Consider the following 16564-nt stretch of genomic DNA (forward strand, 5'->3'; position numbering starts at 1 on the left):
CTCCGGTCAGCGCATCGCCAGGAAGTCGGGGCTGACCACGAAGCGCACGGCGTCCAGGCGCACCCGGGCTTCGGGAATGGCCGCCAGCAGGGCATCGCGTTCCGCGGCCACGGCTTCCACTTCGGCCGCCGTGATCGACGGATTCACCGCGCGCAGGGCGAGCAGGCGGGTGTACTCGGCACCCAGTTCCTGCGTGGCCAGTTCGGCCGCTTCGTACTTGAGCACTTCCGCACGGCCTTCGGCGAGGTCCTTCGCCTGTTCCAGCATGGGCGGCACGAGCTTCGACAGAAACTTGCGGTAGCGCGCCACGTCGATGTTGCGATCCGGCGCACGACGAAGCGCCACGTCGCTGGGGCGGAAGCCCGGGCGTTCGTTGAGGCGGGTGTCCACGGTGAGCACGAGCGGCGTGGCGGGCAGGAAGCGCTCGGCATCGAGCTTGCGGTCGGCCACCACTTCCACCACGAACACCGTCTGCAACAGCACGGTGCGTACCGGAATGGCATCGTCCACGAGGAAGGCCGCATTGCCGGCCTCACCCGAAACCAGGAGATCGACCGCCGCGCTCACCATCGGATGGTCGATGCGCAGCAGGGGGAGATCCTCACGGGCCAGCGCCACCTCACGCGAGAACGTGACCGACAGCGGGCCATCCGCGAAGCCCGGCAGGCCATCGGTGGAGAGATACTGCGGATCGAGCAGCACGATATCGCGGCTGAGCTCTTCCGTATGCACGCCGTAGCCTTCGAACAGGCGCTGGATAAAGGCATCGCGGCCCGGATCGTTGTCCTCGCGCGCGAAGCTGCCGGCAAGGTCATCGGCGTGGGAATCGCGGCTGGCGGCCAGTTCGAGCAGGTGGTCGCGACCGGCATGGATCAGGGCCGACAGTTCCTCATGCGCACCGCGCGTTTCGGCGATGAGCGAGTCCAGTTCCTGGTCGCGGTCGTCGTCGCCCCGTGCGTGCTCATCGGCAAGACGCGACAGCAGTTCACCGAAGCGACGCAGCAGTTCGCGGCCATCGGCCGGGCTGCCACGGAATGCGTCGAGGCCCTCGTCGTACCAGCGCGCGAGCACGTGCTGGGCTGTCTGCGCCACCACGGGCACATGGATCGAGATGTCGTGGCGCTGGCCGATGCGGTCCAGACGGCCGATGCGCTGCTCCAGGAGATCCGGATCGAGCGGGAGATCCCACATGACCAGGCGGTGCGCGAACTGGAAGTTGCGACCTTCGGAGCCGATTTCCGAACAGATCAGCAGGCGGGCACCATCGGGTTGTGCAAAGAACGCCGCGTTGCGGTCGCGCTGGATGATGCCAAGGCCTTCATGGAAGCGGGCCACGCCCACGCCACTCTTCGTGCGCAGGGCGTCCTCGATGGCGAGCACCTTGGCCTGGCTGCGGCAAAGAAGCAGGAATTTGTCGGACGGATGGGCATCCAGCAGATCGATCAGTGCCTGGAGGCGGGGATCGTCGTTGTAGTCGAATTCGAGCGGCGATGGCGGCTGCTGGATGTCCGAGCGGAACTCGGCCAGCAGGGCATCGCGACGGCCCGGGGCAAGCACGCCCGGATCGATCGCGAGGATCTCCGGCACGCGACGCGGAAACCCACCGATGCCGGCACGGCGGTTACGGAACATCGCACGCCCGGTGCCATGACGGTCGATAAGCGCGGCCAGCAGGGCATCACCCGAACCGGGACGGTCGAGCAGGTGGGCCAGTTCGCGGTCGCCCTTGAAGCGCTCGGCAAGCAGGGCGCGCTGGTCGGCATCGAGGCTCTTGCCTTCGGCCAGCGCGCTGGCGAGGTCGGACAATGGGCCGTAGCTGGCCGATTCGGCCAGATAGGCGTCCAGGTCGCTGTAGCGCTGCGGATCGAGCAGGCGCAGGCGGGCGAAATGCCCGGCACGGCCGAGCTGTTCGGGCGTGGCGGTGAGCAGGATCACACCGGGCGTGGCTGCTGCCAGTTCTTCGACGAGGCGGTAGCGGGGGCTGGCGCCCTCGGGCGTCCATTCCAGGTGATGGGCCTCGTCGACCACGATGAGGTCCCAGCCGGCTTCCACGATCTGCTGCGCGCGGCGCGGCGCGCCCTGCAGGAAGGCGAAGTCGGCGATGACGAGTTGTTCGTCCTCGAAGGGATTACGCCCGTCGCTGGCCTGTTCGATGGCCTCGCAGCGCTCTTCGTCGAAGATGGAGAACGACAGGTTGAAGCGGCGCAGCAGCTCCACGAACCACTGGTAGACCAGCGTCTCGGGCAGCAGCACGAGCACGCGACCGGCGCGGCCCGTTGCCAGTTGGCGGGCGAGGATCATGCCGGCTTCGATGGTCTTGCCCAGGCCTACTTCGTCGGCAAGCAGCACGCGGGGCGGACGGCGGGCGGCCGCGATGCCTGCGACGCGCAACTGGTGCGGCACCAGGCCGATACGGGCCGATTCCAGGCCCCAGGCGGCCGAACGACGTGCGTCGGCGCGGCGGCGCAGGGCCTCCAGGCGCAGGTCGAAGCGTTCGTTGGTTTCCGTGCGGCCGCCGATCAGGCGGTCGTCGGCCTGGGACATGGCCTGCTCGTCGTCGAGCTGGCCTTCTTCCAGTTCGCGGCCTTCGCCACGGTAGACCAGCAGGCCCTCGCGCTCTTCCACGCGTTCCACGAGGAAGGCGATGCCCTTGCCGGACACGCGCTGGCCGGCGCGGAATTCGGCTCGTACCAGCGGGGCGCTGTCGACGGCGTAGGGACGCAACACCCCGGCCTTGGCGAAAAGCACCTGCACGCCGCGTCCTTCGACGCGAAGAATGGTACCGAGACCGAGCTCGGGCTCGGCAGTGGAAATCCAGCGTTGACCGGGTTGGAACATGCTTTGGGGGCGCCGCTACGTACAAGGGGCGCTAATTATCCGCCCCGGAGGGGGCTGTGCATACCTTTGGATGCGTTTTGCGCGTCTGGGCCGGTGAACTTGAGGGGACGGGTGGTCGCGCGCGAGGCGCGCTCCTACAGGAGGCGATGCCCAAAAGGTGATGCCCAAAAAAAGACGCCGCACTTTCGTGCGGCGCCTTCGGCGGTCAATCGCTTAACGCGCAGTTACCAGATCTTTACCTGCTTGTCGCCTTCGCGAATCATCTTCGAGCCCGGCTTGCACTGGAAGGCCGTGGCGAAGGCTTCCATGTTCGACGGGGCACCGATGGCGCGCAGCGAGGCCGGTGCGTGCGGATCGACGTTGAGGTAAAGCATCGCCTGCTTCTCGCGGACGCTGCCGCGCCACACGCGGGCCCAGTTGAGGAAGAAGCGCTGGTCCTGGGTGTAGCCGTCGATCTTCTCTTCGGCTTCCTTCGGATTCTTCTTCAGGGCTTCCTGCAGGGCGTCGTAGGCAACGTTGATGCCGCCCAGGTCGGCGATGTTCTCGCCCAGGGTCAGCTTGCCGTTGACGTGCAGGTCCGGGTGGTCCTTGAGCGGGGCATACTCGTCGAACTGGGCCACGAGCTTCGCGGTACGGGCCTCGAACTTCTCGCGGTCGTCCTTGGTCCACCAGTTCTTGTTGTTGCCCTCGCCATCGAACTGGCTGCCTTCGTCGTCGAAGCCGTGGCTGGCTTCGTGACCGATCACAGCGCCGATACCGCCGTAGTTGATCGCATCGTCACCGTTGGCGTCGAAGAACGGCGGCTGCAGGATCGCGGCCGGGAAGTTGATCGTGTTGTCGGTGGGGTTGTAGTACGCGTTCACCGTCTGCGGGGTCATGCCCCAGTCGAGGCGGTCGGTCGGCTTGCCGATCTTGGCGATGTCGTAGTGGTAGTTGAACTTGCCGGCCGCCTGCACGTTGGCGAAGAAGTTGTCGCCGCTGACTTCAAGGCCCGACCAGTCACGCCACTTGTCCGGGTAGCCGATCTTCGGCAGGAAGGTGTTCCACTTGGCGATGGCCTTCTGCTTGGTCTCGTCGCTCATCCAGTCGAGCTTCTCGAGGCGTGCCTTCAGGGCGTTGCGCACGTTGTCCACCAGCTCGTTGGCGCGCTGCTTGGCTTCCGGCTTGAACACCTTGGCAACGTACAGCTGGCCCAGGGCTTCACCCATGGAGCTGTTCACGGTGCCGAGCACGCGCTTCCAGCGCGGCTTCTGCTGCGGCTGGCCGGCGAGGGTCTTGCCATAGAAGTCGAACTTGTTGTCCTGGAAGGCCTTCGAGAGGTACGGCGAGGCGCTGTCCAGGGCGTGGAAGCGCAGGTAGGCCTGCCACGTGGACACGGGCGTGCTGGCCAGCATCTTGTCGAACTGCTTGAAGAAGCCCGGCTGCGAGAGCGAGAAGCCCTTGTCGATGGTCACGCCCTGGGCGGCGAAGAACTTCTCCCAGTTGAAGTGCGGGGTGATCTTGTCGGCATCGGCAACGGCGACGAAGTGGTACTGGTTTTCCGGCTTGCGCAGGTCCACCGGGGCCAGCGAGGCCGCGGCGAGTTCGGTTTCGAACTTCATGACCGCATCGGCCTGCTTCTTCGCGTCGGCCTCGGCCACGCCACCGAGGGTGAGCGTCTTGGCGATGTAGTCGACGTAGGCCTTGCGGTTGTCGGCCTGCTTCGGATCGGTGTAGTAATCCTTGGTGGGCAGGCCCAGGCCGTCCTGGTTCGCGTAGGCGATCTGCACCTTGGCGTTCTGGAAGTCGGCACCGGAGCCGAACGAGAACACATAGCCGTCGCCATCGTTGAAGCTGGCGTCGAGGAAATCGGCGATGTCCTTGGCGGACTTCAGCGCGTCGATCTTGGCCAGTTCCGGCTTGAGCGGATCGACGCCGGCCTTTTCGATGGCGTCTTCGTTCATGCCCGAGCGGTACAGCAGGCCGATCTTTTGTTCGATCGTGCCGGCCTTGGCGGCGTCGGCGCCCTTGTCGGCGGCATCGACGATGTCGTGCTGCGTGTTCAGGCTGTTTTCGGCGAGCTGGTCGAATGCGCCCCAGCGGGTGCGGTCGTCCGGAATCGGGTTGGCGGCCACCCACTTGGCGTTGACGAAGCCGTTGAAGTCGTTGCAGGCGTCGATGCCGGTGTCGAGGTCGGCCACGTTGAACGTGGGCGCGGCGGGCTTGGCGGCGACGGTGCTGGCGGCGGCCGGAGCGGCACTGCCGGTGGCGGCGGGCTGGTTGCCGGCGGGCGCGGTCTCCGCGTCGTTCTGCTTGCTGCATGCCGTGCCGGCCAGCGCGATGCTCAGGGCCAGCGCGAGCGGCTTCAGGTACTGCTTGGTCATGTATGTCCCTCTGTGCGTATTGCGGTTGGTACGGCGCCCCCGGCACCGGTGGGCTCCGAGCATAGCCCGGCAGGCCGTCGGGAAGGAGAATCCGTGACGAAAGTCATGGATTGGTGGCCTGTGCAGGTTTTCGCGTGTTTTGTCCTGCACCTGTCATAACGCAGGCCTAGCCTCGCCCCCACCGCATGACAGGGGATGCGGGCAAGCCATTCGGTCGACCACGTTCCGAGGAGCCATGTCATGCGCAAGCTACTGGCCGCAGGTATCGCCTGCGTGCTCACCCTGTCTGCCGCGTCCATTGCGGCGCAGCAACTCGCCCCGGCCGAATCGGCCAGTGCCCTGGGCTTCTGGCCCGGCCACGACCGCGGCCCCCACACCGCCACCCCGATCCGCCACCTGGTGGTGATCTTCCAGGAGAACGTCTCCTTCGATCACTACTTCGGCACGTATCCGTACGCTGCCAACCCGAAGGGCGAACCGGCGTTCTATGCGCGCCCGTTCACCCCGCCGGTCAACGGTTTCGACGGTCGCCTGCTGACGAAGAACCCCAACGCGCTCAACAGCGGCAACGGCGACGGTGCCATCAATCCGTTCCGCCTGGCCCGCGCACAGGCCGCCACGGCGGACCAGGACCACGGCTATACCTCGGAACAGCGCGCCTTCGACGGCGGCAGGATGGATCTGTTCCCGAAATACACCGGCCATGGCGAAGACCTGCCCGGCGCCGATCCCTCGCAGGAGGGCAAGGGCCAGGTGATGGGCTACTACGACGGCAACACCGTCACGGCGTTCTGGAACTACGCACAGAACTACGCCCTCAACGACAACAGCTACGGCACCGTCTTCGGTCCGTCCACGCCGGGTGCGATCAACCTGATCTCCGGGCAGACCGCGGGCGTGGTCGACACGCTCAACGGCACGGGTGCCGAAACCGACGATGGTCATGGCGGCCTCACCATGATCGGCGATCCCGATCCCATCGGTGACGTCTGCTCGTCGCCCACCGCGAACCAGGTCACCATGGGTGGCCACAACGTGGGTGACCTGCTCAACGACCAGAACATCACCTGGGGCTGGTTCCAGGGTGGTTTCGACCTGACACGCAGCAATGCGGACGGCAGCACGGGCTGCACGCGGCGCACGCTGTCGGCGGTGACCAAGACCACCTCCAACGATTACAGCCCGCACCACCAGCCGTTCCAGTACTACCCGTCCACGGCCAATCCGACGCATGCGCGTCCGACCTCGGTGGCGATGATTGGCAAGACCGACCAGGCCAACCATCAGTACGACATCGAGGACTTCTACGATGCCATCGACGGCGGCAGCCTGCCGGCCGTGAGCTTCCTCAAGGCACCCGCTTACCAGGACGGCCACGCGGGCTATTCGGACCCGCTGGACGAACAGGCCTTCGTGGTGCACGTGATCAACGCGTTGCAGCAGAACGGCCAGTGGAAAGATACGGCCGTGGTGATCGCTTATGACGATTCCGACGGCTGGTACGACCACCAGGAGCCGCCGCATGTGAATGCTTCGGTGGGCAATACCGATGCGCTCAATGGCGCAGGTGTCTGCAGCGGCCGCGCAACGCTGCCGGGCCTGGATGGCAAGACGCCGGCGCAGGGTCGCTGCGGCTTCGGTCCGCGCCTGCCGCTGCTGGTGGTTTCGCCATGGGCTCGGGAGAACATGGTCGATCACACGCTCACCGACCAGAGCTCGATCACCCGTTTCATCGAAGACAACTGGCTGGGCGGCAAGCGTATCGGTGGCGGTTCGGCAGATGCGCAGGCGGGTAGCCTCGGCAACATGTTCGATTTCTTCCTGCCGCGCCTGTTCGATCGTAAGCTGATCCTCGACGAATCCACGGGGCAGCCGAAGCGTCCGAACTGGCCGCACTGGCCCTTCGGGAACGGTGGGCATGGTTGATCGCCGTCGTTTCCTGACGGCGGCAGGCTGGGCAGCCGCGGCGGGATGGATCCCGTCGCGGCTGTTCGCGCATGACATGAAAGCGATGAAGACGATGCCGGCAGGACAGGTCGGTAACGGCCTGTGCATGCATGCGATGGGCGATACCACGCATATGCCGGGCCTTGTCGATCCTGCGAAGCTCGCGCCGTTTGTCGATGTGCTGCCGTTGCCGCCCGTGTTGCGCCCCGGCAAGGGACAGGTGTTGCAGGTTCGCATGGGGCAGAGCACGCAGAAGCTGCATCGCGACCTGCCGCCTACGACGTTGTGGACGTATGGGGGGCATTTCCCTGGGCCCACCATCGAAGCGCATGCGGGCGTGCCGTTCGATGTGGTCTGGGACAACGGCCTGCCGACGAAGCATTTCCTGCCGGTGGATCACGCCATCTGCGGTGCGGAGGCCGACAAGCCCGAGGTGCGCGCCATCGTTCATTTGCATGGTGCAAAGGTGCCGCACAAGGATGACGGTTATCCCGAAGACTGGTATGTGCCCGGTAAGTCGCGGCGCCACCATTACCCGAATGGGCAGGAAGCGGCCACGCTCTGGTACCACGACCACGCGATGGGCATCAACCGGCTCAACATGTATGCGGGGCTGATGGGCTTGTACCTGCTTCGTGACGAGCACGAGCTGTCGCTGGGGTTGCCCTCGGGGGAGTTCGAGTTGCCGCTGGTGCTGGCAGACCGCTGGCTTCATGCGGATGGCCGGCTTTATTACCCGGATTCGGGTGATCCGAAGGCACCCTGGGTGCCGGAGGTGTTCGGCAACCTGACGCTGGTCAATGGCGCCATCCTGCCGCGTGCTGACGTGCAGCCGCGCCGCTATCGCCTGCGCGTGCTCAATGCGGCGAACGGGCGGTTTTACCATCTGCGGTTTCGCGACGGCCGGCCGTTCCAGGTGATTGGCTCCGATCAGGGGTTGCTGGCTTCGCCGGCGACGGTGAAGTCGTTGTTCCTTGCGCCGGGTGAGCGGGCGGATCTCGTCGTGGAGTTTGCGTCTGCGCGAGGCGCCGACCTTGAGTTGATGAACGATGCGTTGCCGCTGATGCGTTTTGCCGTGGGCAAGGGCGAGGTGAAGGACGATAGCCGCGTGCCGGCGGTGCTACGGGATGTGGTGCGGTTCACCGAGGCTAGCGCCGCGAAGACGCGTGAGCTGACGCTGGATGAATACAGCGATTGTGTCGCGACGCCGATGCTGATGCTGCTCAACGGCAAGCGCTGGCACGAGCCGGTGACGGAGCGGGTAAAGCTGGGTAGTACCGAGATGTGGAACCTGGTGAACCTCACCGAGGACACGCATCCGATCCACCTGCATCTGGTGCGTTTCCAGATACTCGACCGGCGTCCTTATGACGTCGACGAGTACATGGAGAAGAAGACGATCCGCTATGTCGGGCCGGCACAAGAGCCACCGCCGCATGAGCGTGGGTGGAAGGATGTGGTGCAGGCGTATCCGGGGATGGTGACGCGTATCGTGGCGACGTTCGATGGGTATGCGGGGCGTTATGCCTGGCATTGTCATCTGGCCGAGCACGAGGCCAACGAGATGATGCGTCCCTTTGAAGTCTTCGCCTGAACGTGCGGGAGGGTGCTTTGCGCGTGACCGCTCTGGCTGGGCGCCTGTCGCGCGCGAGGCGCGCTCCTACAGGTGGGTGAGGGCTTCGGTGTCGAGGCGCAGGACGGGGTAGTCGCCTACCTTTTGCGCTGTGTACCAGGGGCTGCGTTCGAAGAAGAATGCCAGGCGTGCGCGCGGGCTGGCGGCGAAGGTGGCGTCGCTCTTCACCTTTGCGTCGAACTCGGCCTTGAGTGCCGGATTCTCCGCGATCATCTTCCTCGCCAGCGCCTCGACCACGCGAGGCTCTCCATATTCCTTCGGCTCGAAGATCGCATCCAGATACCCCCAGCGAAGCAGGGAATCCGGCGCGCGGGCATCGAGAAGATTCAACGCGAGCACGGCATCGGCATCATTGGCGCGCACGATGACCGTGCCTGCCGGCAGTTCGACATCTTCCCGGGCCGGTACGATGTTCACATCCTTCAACAGATGATGACCTTCGAACGGCTTCTCGGCCCATGCCGGCTGGGTCAGCTGGTCGTGCGTCACGCTGACCTTCGTCGCCCGGGCGATGCGTGTATAGGCAATGCCATGGGCATCGAGTCGATCGATGACCTGGGTCCACTGCGGGGGAATGGCCCAGGCCGCCGGAACCGGTGCGGACACATCCGGCAGCAGCCCCAGCCAGCTCTGGATGGCGTAGTTCTTCTTCACCGCCGGGTTGTACTGCACCCAGGTGTCGCCCGAGATATCGCTGGCGGTCTGCGTGAACGCGAAGCCTTTGAGCGTGAACGGCGAGGGCGTCGGATCTTCCTTGAAGGTCACCGGCAGCGATGCATCCGGCTTCGACGCGAGCGATGCTGCCCATGTGTCGGCGTCCTTCGACGCCCGAAGCAGGGCGGCCGGATCACTATCCACCCGCTCCAGCACGCTGCGCACGATGTCATAGGTGGCACGCACACGCACCGCATACGGCTTCAGCATATGCGTTTCGACCAGCAGGCCTGCGCGGTTGCGGATAGCGGCGTATCCGGTGGAAAAGCGCGGCCCGGAGCCAAAGTTGGCAATACCCTTGGTGATGTCGCGCCCGTCGCGGAATTCGAGATACGGCGAAGCGAGATGTCCCAGCTTCTCGTAGCGCGCGACGGCATCCTTCGCGATGGCGTCCCGCTGCCACGCGGCTATCGACGGCGGCAGCTTGTGCGCGTCCTCGGTGTACCAGGTGAGGTCGTACTGGTAGTCGGCGCCATCGGTGGTGTGGATATCGATGAGCAGGTCGGGGCGCCAGGTGTTCCACAGTTTCAGCCATGCGCGCGTTTCAGGCGCATCCGCCTTCACGTAATCCCGGTTGAGGTTGAGGTACTGCGACTGGCCGCGAAAGCCCATTTCCTTCGGGCCGTTCTGGTTGATGCGGAAATACGGCCCCGAATTCTCGTGACCATCGACGCTGTAGACGGGAATGAAGACAAGCACCGCGTGGTCGAGCAGGTGTGGCAGTCGGCCGGTGACGGCGATGTCGCGCAACAGCATCAGCCCCGCGTCCTTGCCTTCGATTTCGCCGGGATGGATACCGGCCTGGAGCAGGACGATGGGCTTGCCGGCCGCGCGCGCCTGCCCGGGCGTCAGATCACCGTCCCTTGCCGCGACCACCACCGTCATGGGGCGTCCCTCGGGCGTGGTGCCGAAGGTTTCCACACGGAGCGTGCCGGGCGCGGCGTCCGCCAGGCGATGCAGCCAGGCCAGCGTATCCGCATAGGACGGCGTGGTGCGGAAGCCGGCCGTCTCCGCTGGCGTGGTCCAGGCATCCCTGGCGGGCGCGGCAAAGGGCGCCGCGCAGAGCAGGGCCAGCAGGAGGCGGGAAGGCAGCGTCACGGTCATGGGGATATCCGGCAGGGAAACCGGCCCATTGTGTGACGTCTGGCAGGGGGTGCGCATAGGGCATCAGTTGGTTGCGGCCCGCGCATTGGCGCATCCCTAAGCAGACGCTAAGCTGGCCCCACCGATAATTCCGCGTCCCGAACGCACAGGTAGGACGCCCTTGCACATCATCCTCGTCGAAGACGACGCCCAGCTTGGCGATGCCATCCGCCGCGCCCTGGAGCGGCTGGCCTATACGATCAGCTGGTTCCGCGACGGCAACGAGGCCCTGGCTGCCCTGCGCGACCACGACGCCGACCTGGTGCTGCTGGACCTCGGACTGCCCGGCAAGGACGGCTTCGACGTACTCACCGAGGCGCGCCGCCAGCGGGTCACCACGCCGGTGATCGTGATGTCCGCGCGTGACCAGCTCGATGCCCGCATCCTGGCCCTCGATGCCGGTGCCGACGATTACCTGGTGAAGCCTTTCCACCTCGACGAACTGGCGGCGCGTATCCGCTCGCTTGCCCGACGCGTTCGCGGTGCCGCCGTGAACCGGCTGGAAGCCGGCGCCCTGTGCCTGGACCTGGGTACGTTCGAAGTGCTGTGGCACGGCAACAAGGTGGACCTGACACGCCGCGAGTTCTCCCTGTTGCAGGCGCTCATGGAGCGTGCCGGGCGTATCGTGCGCCGTGAGGTGCTGGAGAATTCCCTGTACGGGCCCGACAGCGCCATGAGCACGAGCGCACTGGAAGTGCTGGTGCACTCGTTGCGTCGCAAGCTCAGCCACGATGCCATCCAGACCGTGCGTGGCTTCGGCTACATGGTGCCGCGGGAGCCGAAGTGAGGGCGATCAGCCTGCGCACCCGCCTGCTGGCGCTCATCGTGCTGGTGCTGGCGGCCGTATTGCTTCCGCTGGGCATCCTGAGTGCCATGCGCACGCTGGAAGAAGTGGACGAACTGTCCGACGGTCGCCTCGCACAGGCGGCGCGTACGCTGGAAGTGCTGGTCGGGCGGATCGGCGTGGAGCAGTTGCGCAACCAGCGCGCCACGCCGGCACTGGTGCCCAGCTATTCGAACCATCCGCAGGAGCTGACCATCCAGGGCCGCACCTTCGAATCGGAAGTGGGCTTCCAGGTCTTCGACCGCGATGGCAGCCTGCTGCTGGCGACGGAAAACCTCTCCGGCGTGCCTCGTACGCATGCCCCCGATGGTCGATTCGAGGACGTGAGCAGCGGTCGCTACCAGTGGCGCATCTTCACGCTGATCATGGAGAACAAGGGCATCACGATCCGTGCCGGCGAGCGCTACGACAGCCGCCACGAGATCACCCATGCACTGTGGATCGAGCATGGCCTGCCCACCCTCCTGGGTCTGCCGCTGCTCGCGGTGCTGGTGGGGTGGGCGATTCACAGGGGCCTGCGGCCGCTCGGCGCGCTGGCCGAGGCGTTGGCGCGGCGCGAGCCGGGAAGCCGCGAGCCGATTCATCTGCCCGATGCGCCGACCGAGTTGAAACCCGTACTGGTGGCATTGAACGACCAGATTGGACGGCTCGAAAGCGCGCTGGAACGCGAACGACGCTTCAGCGCCGACGTGGCTCACGAACTACGCACGCCGCTGGCATCCACGATGATCAATCTGGAAAGCGCCATGGTTTCAGCGCGCCCCGACGAGGCGCAGCTGGCACTGGAAGCGGCGCGGGAATGCCTGGTATCGCTGGCGCGACGCACGGAGCAATTGCTTGCGTTGGCGCGACTGGAAGTCGGTGCCGCATCGGGACCGCGCGGGCGCGTCGATCTCGTCGAGCTGGCGCTGGATGTCATCGAAGAGCTGGCTACCGCGATCGGTGCGGGCGGTGTCGAGCTGGAACTGGTCGAGCTGCCTGAACACGTGTGGCTGGAGGGTTACGCTGTCGCCCTGGCCGCGTTGCTGCGCAACCTGCTGGAAAATGCCTTCCGGCATGTGCCGCGAGGCGGCCACGTCGGACTTTCCATTCGCGGCGATGACGCGGGCTTCGCCGTGATCGAGGTGGTAGACGACGGCCCGGGCATTCCGGCCGAACGTCGCGCAGGCATGTTTACGCGATTCCAGCGTGGCCTCGATACCCAAGGCGAAGGCTATGGCCTGGGCCTGTCCATCGTGCAGCGCGCTGCCGAACTGCACGGCGCCACCATCGAATTGCTCGATCGCGATGAAGGCACGGGGCTGCGCGTGGTCGTGCGCATTCCCCGTGCCTCCGTGGCCTGACGCTTCGCTCAGGGCGTGGGCGGAATCACGAGACAGGCGCCCGGGCCATTCGCGGGCGGGGTGGTGGGGTAGCTGCCTTCCGGCAGGATCGACACCGGCGTGGTAGCGATGAATCCGTCCGCAAAGCGGAACTCCACGAAGGTGGCGCCCCAGCCGGTATCCGGCGTTTCTTCTGTCACTTCAAGCTCGCGTTTGCCCGCGTCCAGCGGCGTGGACTGGTAACGGATGCCGCAGGCGTAGCGGAAGTCGCGGGAGGCCGGGTTCACCGCATGCCACACGGTGGCCGACACCGGCGTCTCGCTCAATGCAATGGACAGTACCGCCTTGCCATCGCGGTGCACCGTGGTGGTGTTCACGCGCGGCAGCGGCACATGCTTGTCCCAGCGCACCAGGAAAGGCAGCAAGGTGTCGTGCACGGCATTGCGGATGCCGCCATGGTCGCTGTTCGGTGCCACGCGCAGCGTTGTGCTGCCCGGCAGGTCATCCACGTACAAGTCGGTGGCATCCGGTGGGAAGAAATCGTCGCCGCTGGCGTTGACCAGGTATTTCGGTACGGCGAGGCGCCTGCGCGACGGACCATCGAGGTAGGTGTAGGGGTCTTCGATGTGCATCAGCCAGGCGAAGGCCGGGCTGCGGTACACGTCGGGACCGATGCCCTGTTTCTGGTAAGGCAGCAGGGCGATGGGATAGTCGCCGCCGTAGACCTTCTGGATGTGCTCGATCAGTGGCTGGATATGCATGGCGATCACGTAGGGCACGATTGCCGCGATGCGATCGTCGCCGACGGTGGTGAGCCACGCGGCCCAGGCGCGCTTGGACGAGCCGGTCACGATGAAGCGGGTGTTGGCAGGCAGCTTGAGTTCGCTGGTGGCCAGGTCCATCGCGCGTGTCGCGGCGGCAGCCATCGGCACATGCAGCGGCAGGGTGGATTCCGTCGTACGCATGCTGCGTACCCAGGTGGCGGCAACGAGGTCGTCTTCCTTGCGCGGTACGTCACCGGCCAGGGTCAGGTACTGGTTGGGCGCATCGCCCACGGACACCACGGCGCGGTGGGTGGTGGTGGCCACCTCGCTCAGCAGCGCATCGTCCATGTCGGACGGCGGACGTGCCGGGTCCTTGCCATTGCCTTGCAGCGTGCCGTTGTTGATGACGAGTAGCGGCGTGCCCGAGGCATCGCCGTCGGGCTGGTAGATCGTCACCCGGTGATGCCATGCGGTGGCGGCCGGATCGTTTTCCGGCCAGGTCTGCGATACAAGGTCGTACTGGCAGCGACGGCCTCCGGTGATCGGCTCGCAGCCTTGCGCTGTGTACTGCACGGGCGTGGCATGCAGGCGGTCGCGATAGGCGGGCCACGCACCTTTCGGCACGTCGCGGGCGCCGGCCCCGATCGCCACGAAACCCAGCAGGGCGGCGATGATGGCGCGTTGCAACGGTGTCGTGCGTTGGGCCTTCTGGCTAAGCATGCTTTGTCGCTCCGGGGCTGGCGTGGAGCGGCAGGATAACTTGCGATTCACTGTCACAACTTAGTAGTAAATCGCAGGAATGATCCAAAGCAATCGTAGAATCGTAATAAACCCCGGGCTTATTTCACGCTGCCCGTCGTCGATACCTTCGGCCGAGTTTCACCGGATTCATGTAGGAGCGCGCCTTGCGCGCGACCGGGGGTAACGGTATCTCCCGGTCGCGCGCGAGGCGCGCTCCTACAGGGCGTGATGTGGCGTGTGGAGGGTTATTTCAGCGGGGTGGCGATGGCGCCGATCAGGTCCTTGCCATCGCCGCGCACGAGGTGCGGGTACTTCAGGCCGTCGTGGTAGTTCACCGTGACGTGGCGGTAGTCGTCCACATCCTTGATCAGGAAGTCGATGGGCGCCGTGGTGCCCTTGGCCTCGGTGATGGCGTCCTTGAGGCCCTGGCCCGAGAAGTCCTTGCCGTTGACGGCCACGATGGTCACGCCGGGCACGAGGCCGGCCCTGGCTGCCAGGCCCTCCCATTGCGCGTCGCGCACTTCACCCTTGGCACTCACCGAAATACCCAGCGAATAGCTGAGATTGATGTTGCCGCGGGTCTTCTCCGACGTCTTGGCGAAGGCCGACGGCTTGTCGTCGTAGACCAGCTTCCAGCCGCCGCCTTCGATGCCGTGCTCCGGAAGCGCATTGCCGTGGTCGTCCAGGCGCTGACGCAGGAAGCTCTTCCAGTCGTACGGTTGCACGCTGTTGAGCGTGTTCACCACATCGTCGAAGGTATAGGTCTTCGGCACGTAGCTGCCGTTGTCCACACCATGGAATGCACGCGCGAATTCATCCAGCGTGTGCTTGCCACCGGAGAGTTCGCGGATCTTCGTATCGACGTCGAGCCAGAGCATCTGGCCTTCGGGGTAGTAGTCGGAGCTGCGGCGGTAGTTCGTCCAACCGGGGCTGGAACCGCGCGACGACAGCGGGATGCCATCGGCGGTGTCCTGCAGCGAGCGCCACGAGCGACCCGTGCGGGCGGTCATGTCGGCAGCGATACCGGCGAGCGAATCGCGCCACTGGTCCGGTGTCCAGATGCCGGAGCGCGCGGTGAGCACGCCCGACCAGTAATCGGTGAGGCCTTCGTACACCCATAGCAGGTCGTCCTGCATGGGCTCGGCAAAGGTCGGCGTCCACAGGTCGGCGGGGCGACGGAACTTGCCGTTCCACGAATGGATGTATTCGTGTGGCAGCAGCGAGCCGGCGGCGACGTTCACGTCTGCGTCGGTAAGGAAATTGGCGGGCAGGCGATCGTCGCTGGACTGGTGGTGCTCCAGACCGAAGTGGCCCGTGTGGTCGGAGGTGACCAGCAGGAAATCGTAGTGATCGTAATGGTGGGCGCCGAACAGCTTGTTGGCCTGCACGACAAGCGCACGCTGGAGCTCCACCTGCTTGTCGGTGGGCTTCACGCCGGTGGCCGAATCGCCCGTAATATCCAGGTGCACGGGAACCTTCTGTCCCGGTGCCAGATCGACGCGGGTGAAATACTTGCCCGTCATCAGAGGCGAGTCGACCAGGTTCTCGAAGCTCACCGGCTTGAAGCTGACGGTGTCGCCGCTCTGGCCCGTGGTTTCCAGGGCACTGGCGAACTTCCATCCGGAAGGCAGCTTCACGGTCGGTTCGACGGTGATCTGGCTTACGTAGTGGCCTGCCGGGTAGAACGCCACTTCGTTGAACGACAGCGGTACGTAGTTCGGCGTGGCCGGGGCAAGGTATTCGAACTGGAGATCCAGCGTGCCGACGCCGGCCGGGATGTCGAGATGGAAGGCGTACATGTCCTTCAGGTCGCGACGCCACGGGATGCGCTGGCCGTTGCCGGTGGCAATCAGGCCGGCCACGTTGGCGAGCGGACCCGCAGGGCCATGCACGCCGGGAATCCACTGCGGGTAGTAGATCGTCAGCGCGCCCTGGGTGACGGGGATGCTCTCGCGCACATGGAAGATGTGGCGCGGTGCATCGCTCAGGTCGACATTGAGCTTCAGGTTGCCGGGGTAGGGCTGGTCGACGGGTGCCGGAATGTCCTGGGCAAATGCCGGAGCGGCGAGCGCCATGGCCAGGGAAGACGCGAGTAGGGCACGGCGGAGCGGGAAGCGCATGGCTCGGATTCCGGCAAAAGAGGGAATCCCGATCTTCATGAACGATCGTTCAGCCAGCCTGTGCCAGAGGTCACGGGCCGACCACGTTTGAAACGGGGGACTACGCGGCCGTGGAGGGCATGGCTAGCATGGTGG

General features: G+C 65.5%; 9 protein-coding genes. 4 read left to right on the forward strand and 5 right to left on the reverse strand.

Annotation, left to right across the window (positions count from 1 at the left end):
• Positions 1 to 6: 6 nt before the first annotated feature.
• Both rapA and KR767_RS12010 read right to left on the reverse strand, forming a co-directional pair.
• Complete coding sequence (rapA, locus tag KR767_RS12005; protein ID WP_250876477.1) at positions 7 to 2838, reverse strand: RNA polymerase-associated protein RapA; 2832 nt, start codon at positions 2836 to 2838, stop codon at positions 7 to 9.
• A 224-nt stretch (positions 2839 to 3062) separates the two neighbouring features.
• Positions 3063 to 5201 carry a M13 family metallopeptidase gene (locus KR767_RS12010; protein WP_166947727.1) on the reverse strand — a complete coding sequence of 713 codons (2139 nt, stop codon included), beginning with the start codon at positions 5199 to 5201 and terminating at the stop codon, positions 3063 to 3065.
• A gap of 240 nt (positions 5202 to 5441) precedes the next feature.
• Here KR767_RS12010 and KR767_RS12015 point away from each other — a divergent pair, with 240 nt between their 5' ends.
• On the forward strand, positions 5442 to 7127 hold the full coding sequence (locus KR767_RS12015; protein WP_250876478.1) for a phospholipase C: 1686 nt from the start codon (positions 5442 to 5444) through the stop codon (positions 7125 to 7127).
• Positions 7120 to 8742, forward strand: a complete 1623-nt coding sequence (locus KR767_RS12020; protein WP_250876479.1) for a multicopper oxidase family protein — start codon at positions 7120 to 7122, stop codon at positions 8740 to 8742. Before KR767_RS12015 ends, KR767_RS12020 begins: the two co-directional genes overlap by 8 nt.
• A gap of 66 nt (positions 8743 to 8808) precedes the next feature.
• On the opposite strand, the gene KR767_RS12025 is transcribed toward KR767_RS12020, so the two are convergent.
• Positions 8809 to 10599 (reverse strand): M14 family metallopeptidase, encoded by a 1791-nt coding sequence (locus tag KR767_RS12025; RefSeq protein ID WP_250876480.1) that lies wholly within the window; start codon positions 10597 to 10599, stop codon positions 8809 to 8811.
• Positions 10600 to 10759: 160 nt separating this feature from the next.
• On the opposite strand from KR767_RS12025, the gene KR767_RS12030 reads away from it, so the two are divergent.
• Together KR767_RS12030 and KR767_RS12035 are read left to right on the forward strand one after the other, a co-directional pair.
• On the forward strand, positions 10760 to 11425 hold the full coding sequence (locus KR767_RS12030; protein WP_166947731.1) for a response regulator: 666 nt from the start codon (positions 10760 to 10762) through the stop codon (positions 11423 to 11425).
• A complete protein-coding gene (locus tag KR767_RS12035; protein WP_166947733.1) occupies positions 11422 to 12825 on the forward strand; it encodes an ATP-binding protein in 1404 nt (467 codons plus the stop codon). The genes KR767_RS12030 and KR767_RS12035 overlap by 4 nt, the downstream gene beginning before the upstream one ends.
• Positions 12826 to 12833: 8 nt before the next feature.
• On the opposite strand, the gene KR767_RS12040 is transcribed toward KR767_RS12035, so the two are convergent.
• Positions 12834 to 14288: a PhoPQ-activated protein PqaA family protein gene (locus KR767_RS12040; RefSeq protein ID WP_250876481.1), complete on the reverse strand. Its 1455-nt coding sequence runs from the start codon at positions 14286 to 14288 to the stop codon at positions 12834 to 12836.
• A gap of 266 nt (positions 14289 to 14554) precedes the next feature.
• Positions 14555 to 16429 (reverse strand): M61 family metallopeptidase, encoded by a 1875-nt coding sequence (locus tag KR767_RS12045; RefSeq protein ID WP_250876482.1) that lies wholly within the window; start codon positions 16427 to 16429, stop codon positions 14555 to 14557.
• Positions 16430 to 16564 lie beyond the last annotated feature (135 nt).

It is taken from the genome of Luteibacter anthropi (assembly GCF_023699965.1).
GTDB classification, from domain to species: domain Bacteria; phylum Pseudomonadota; class Gammaproteobacteria; order Xanthomonadales; family Rhodanobacteraceae; genus Luteibacter; species Luteibacter anthropi.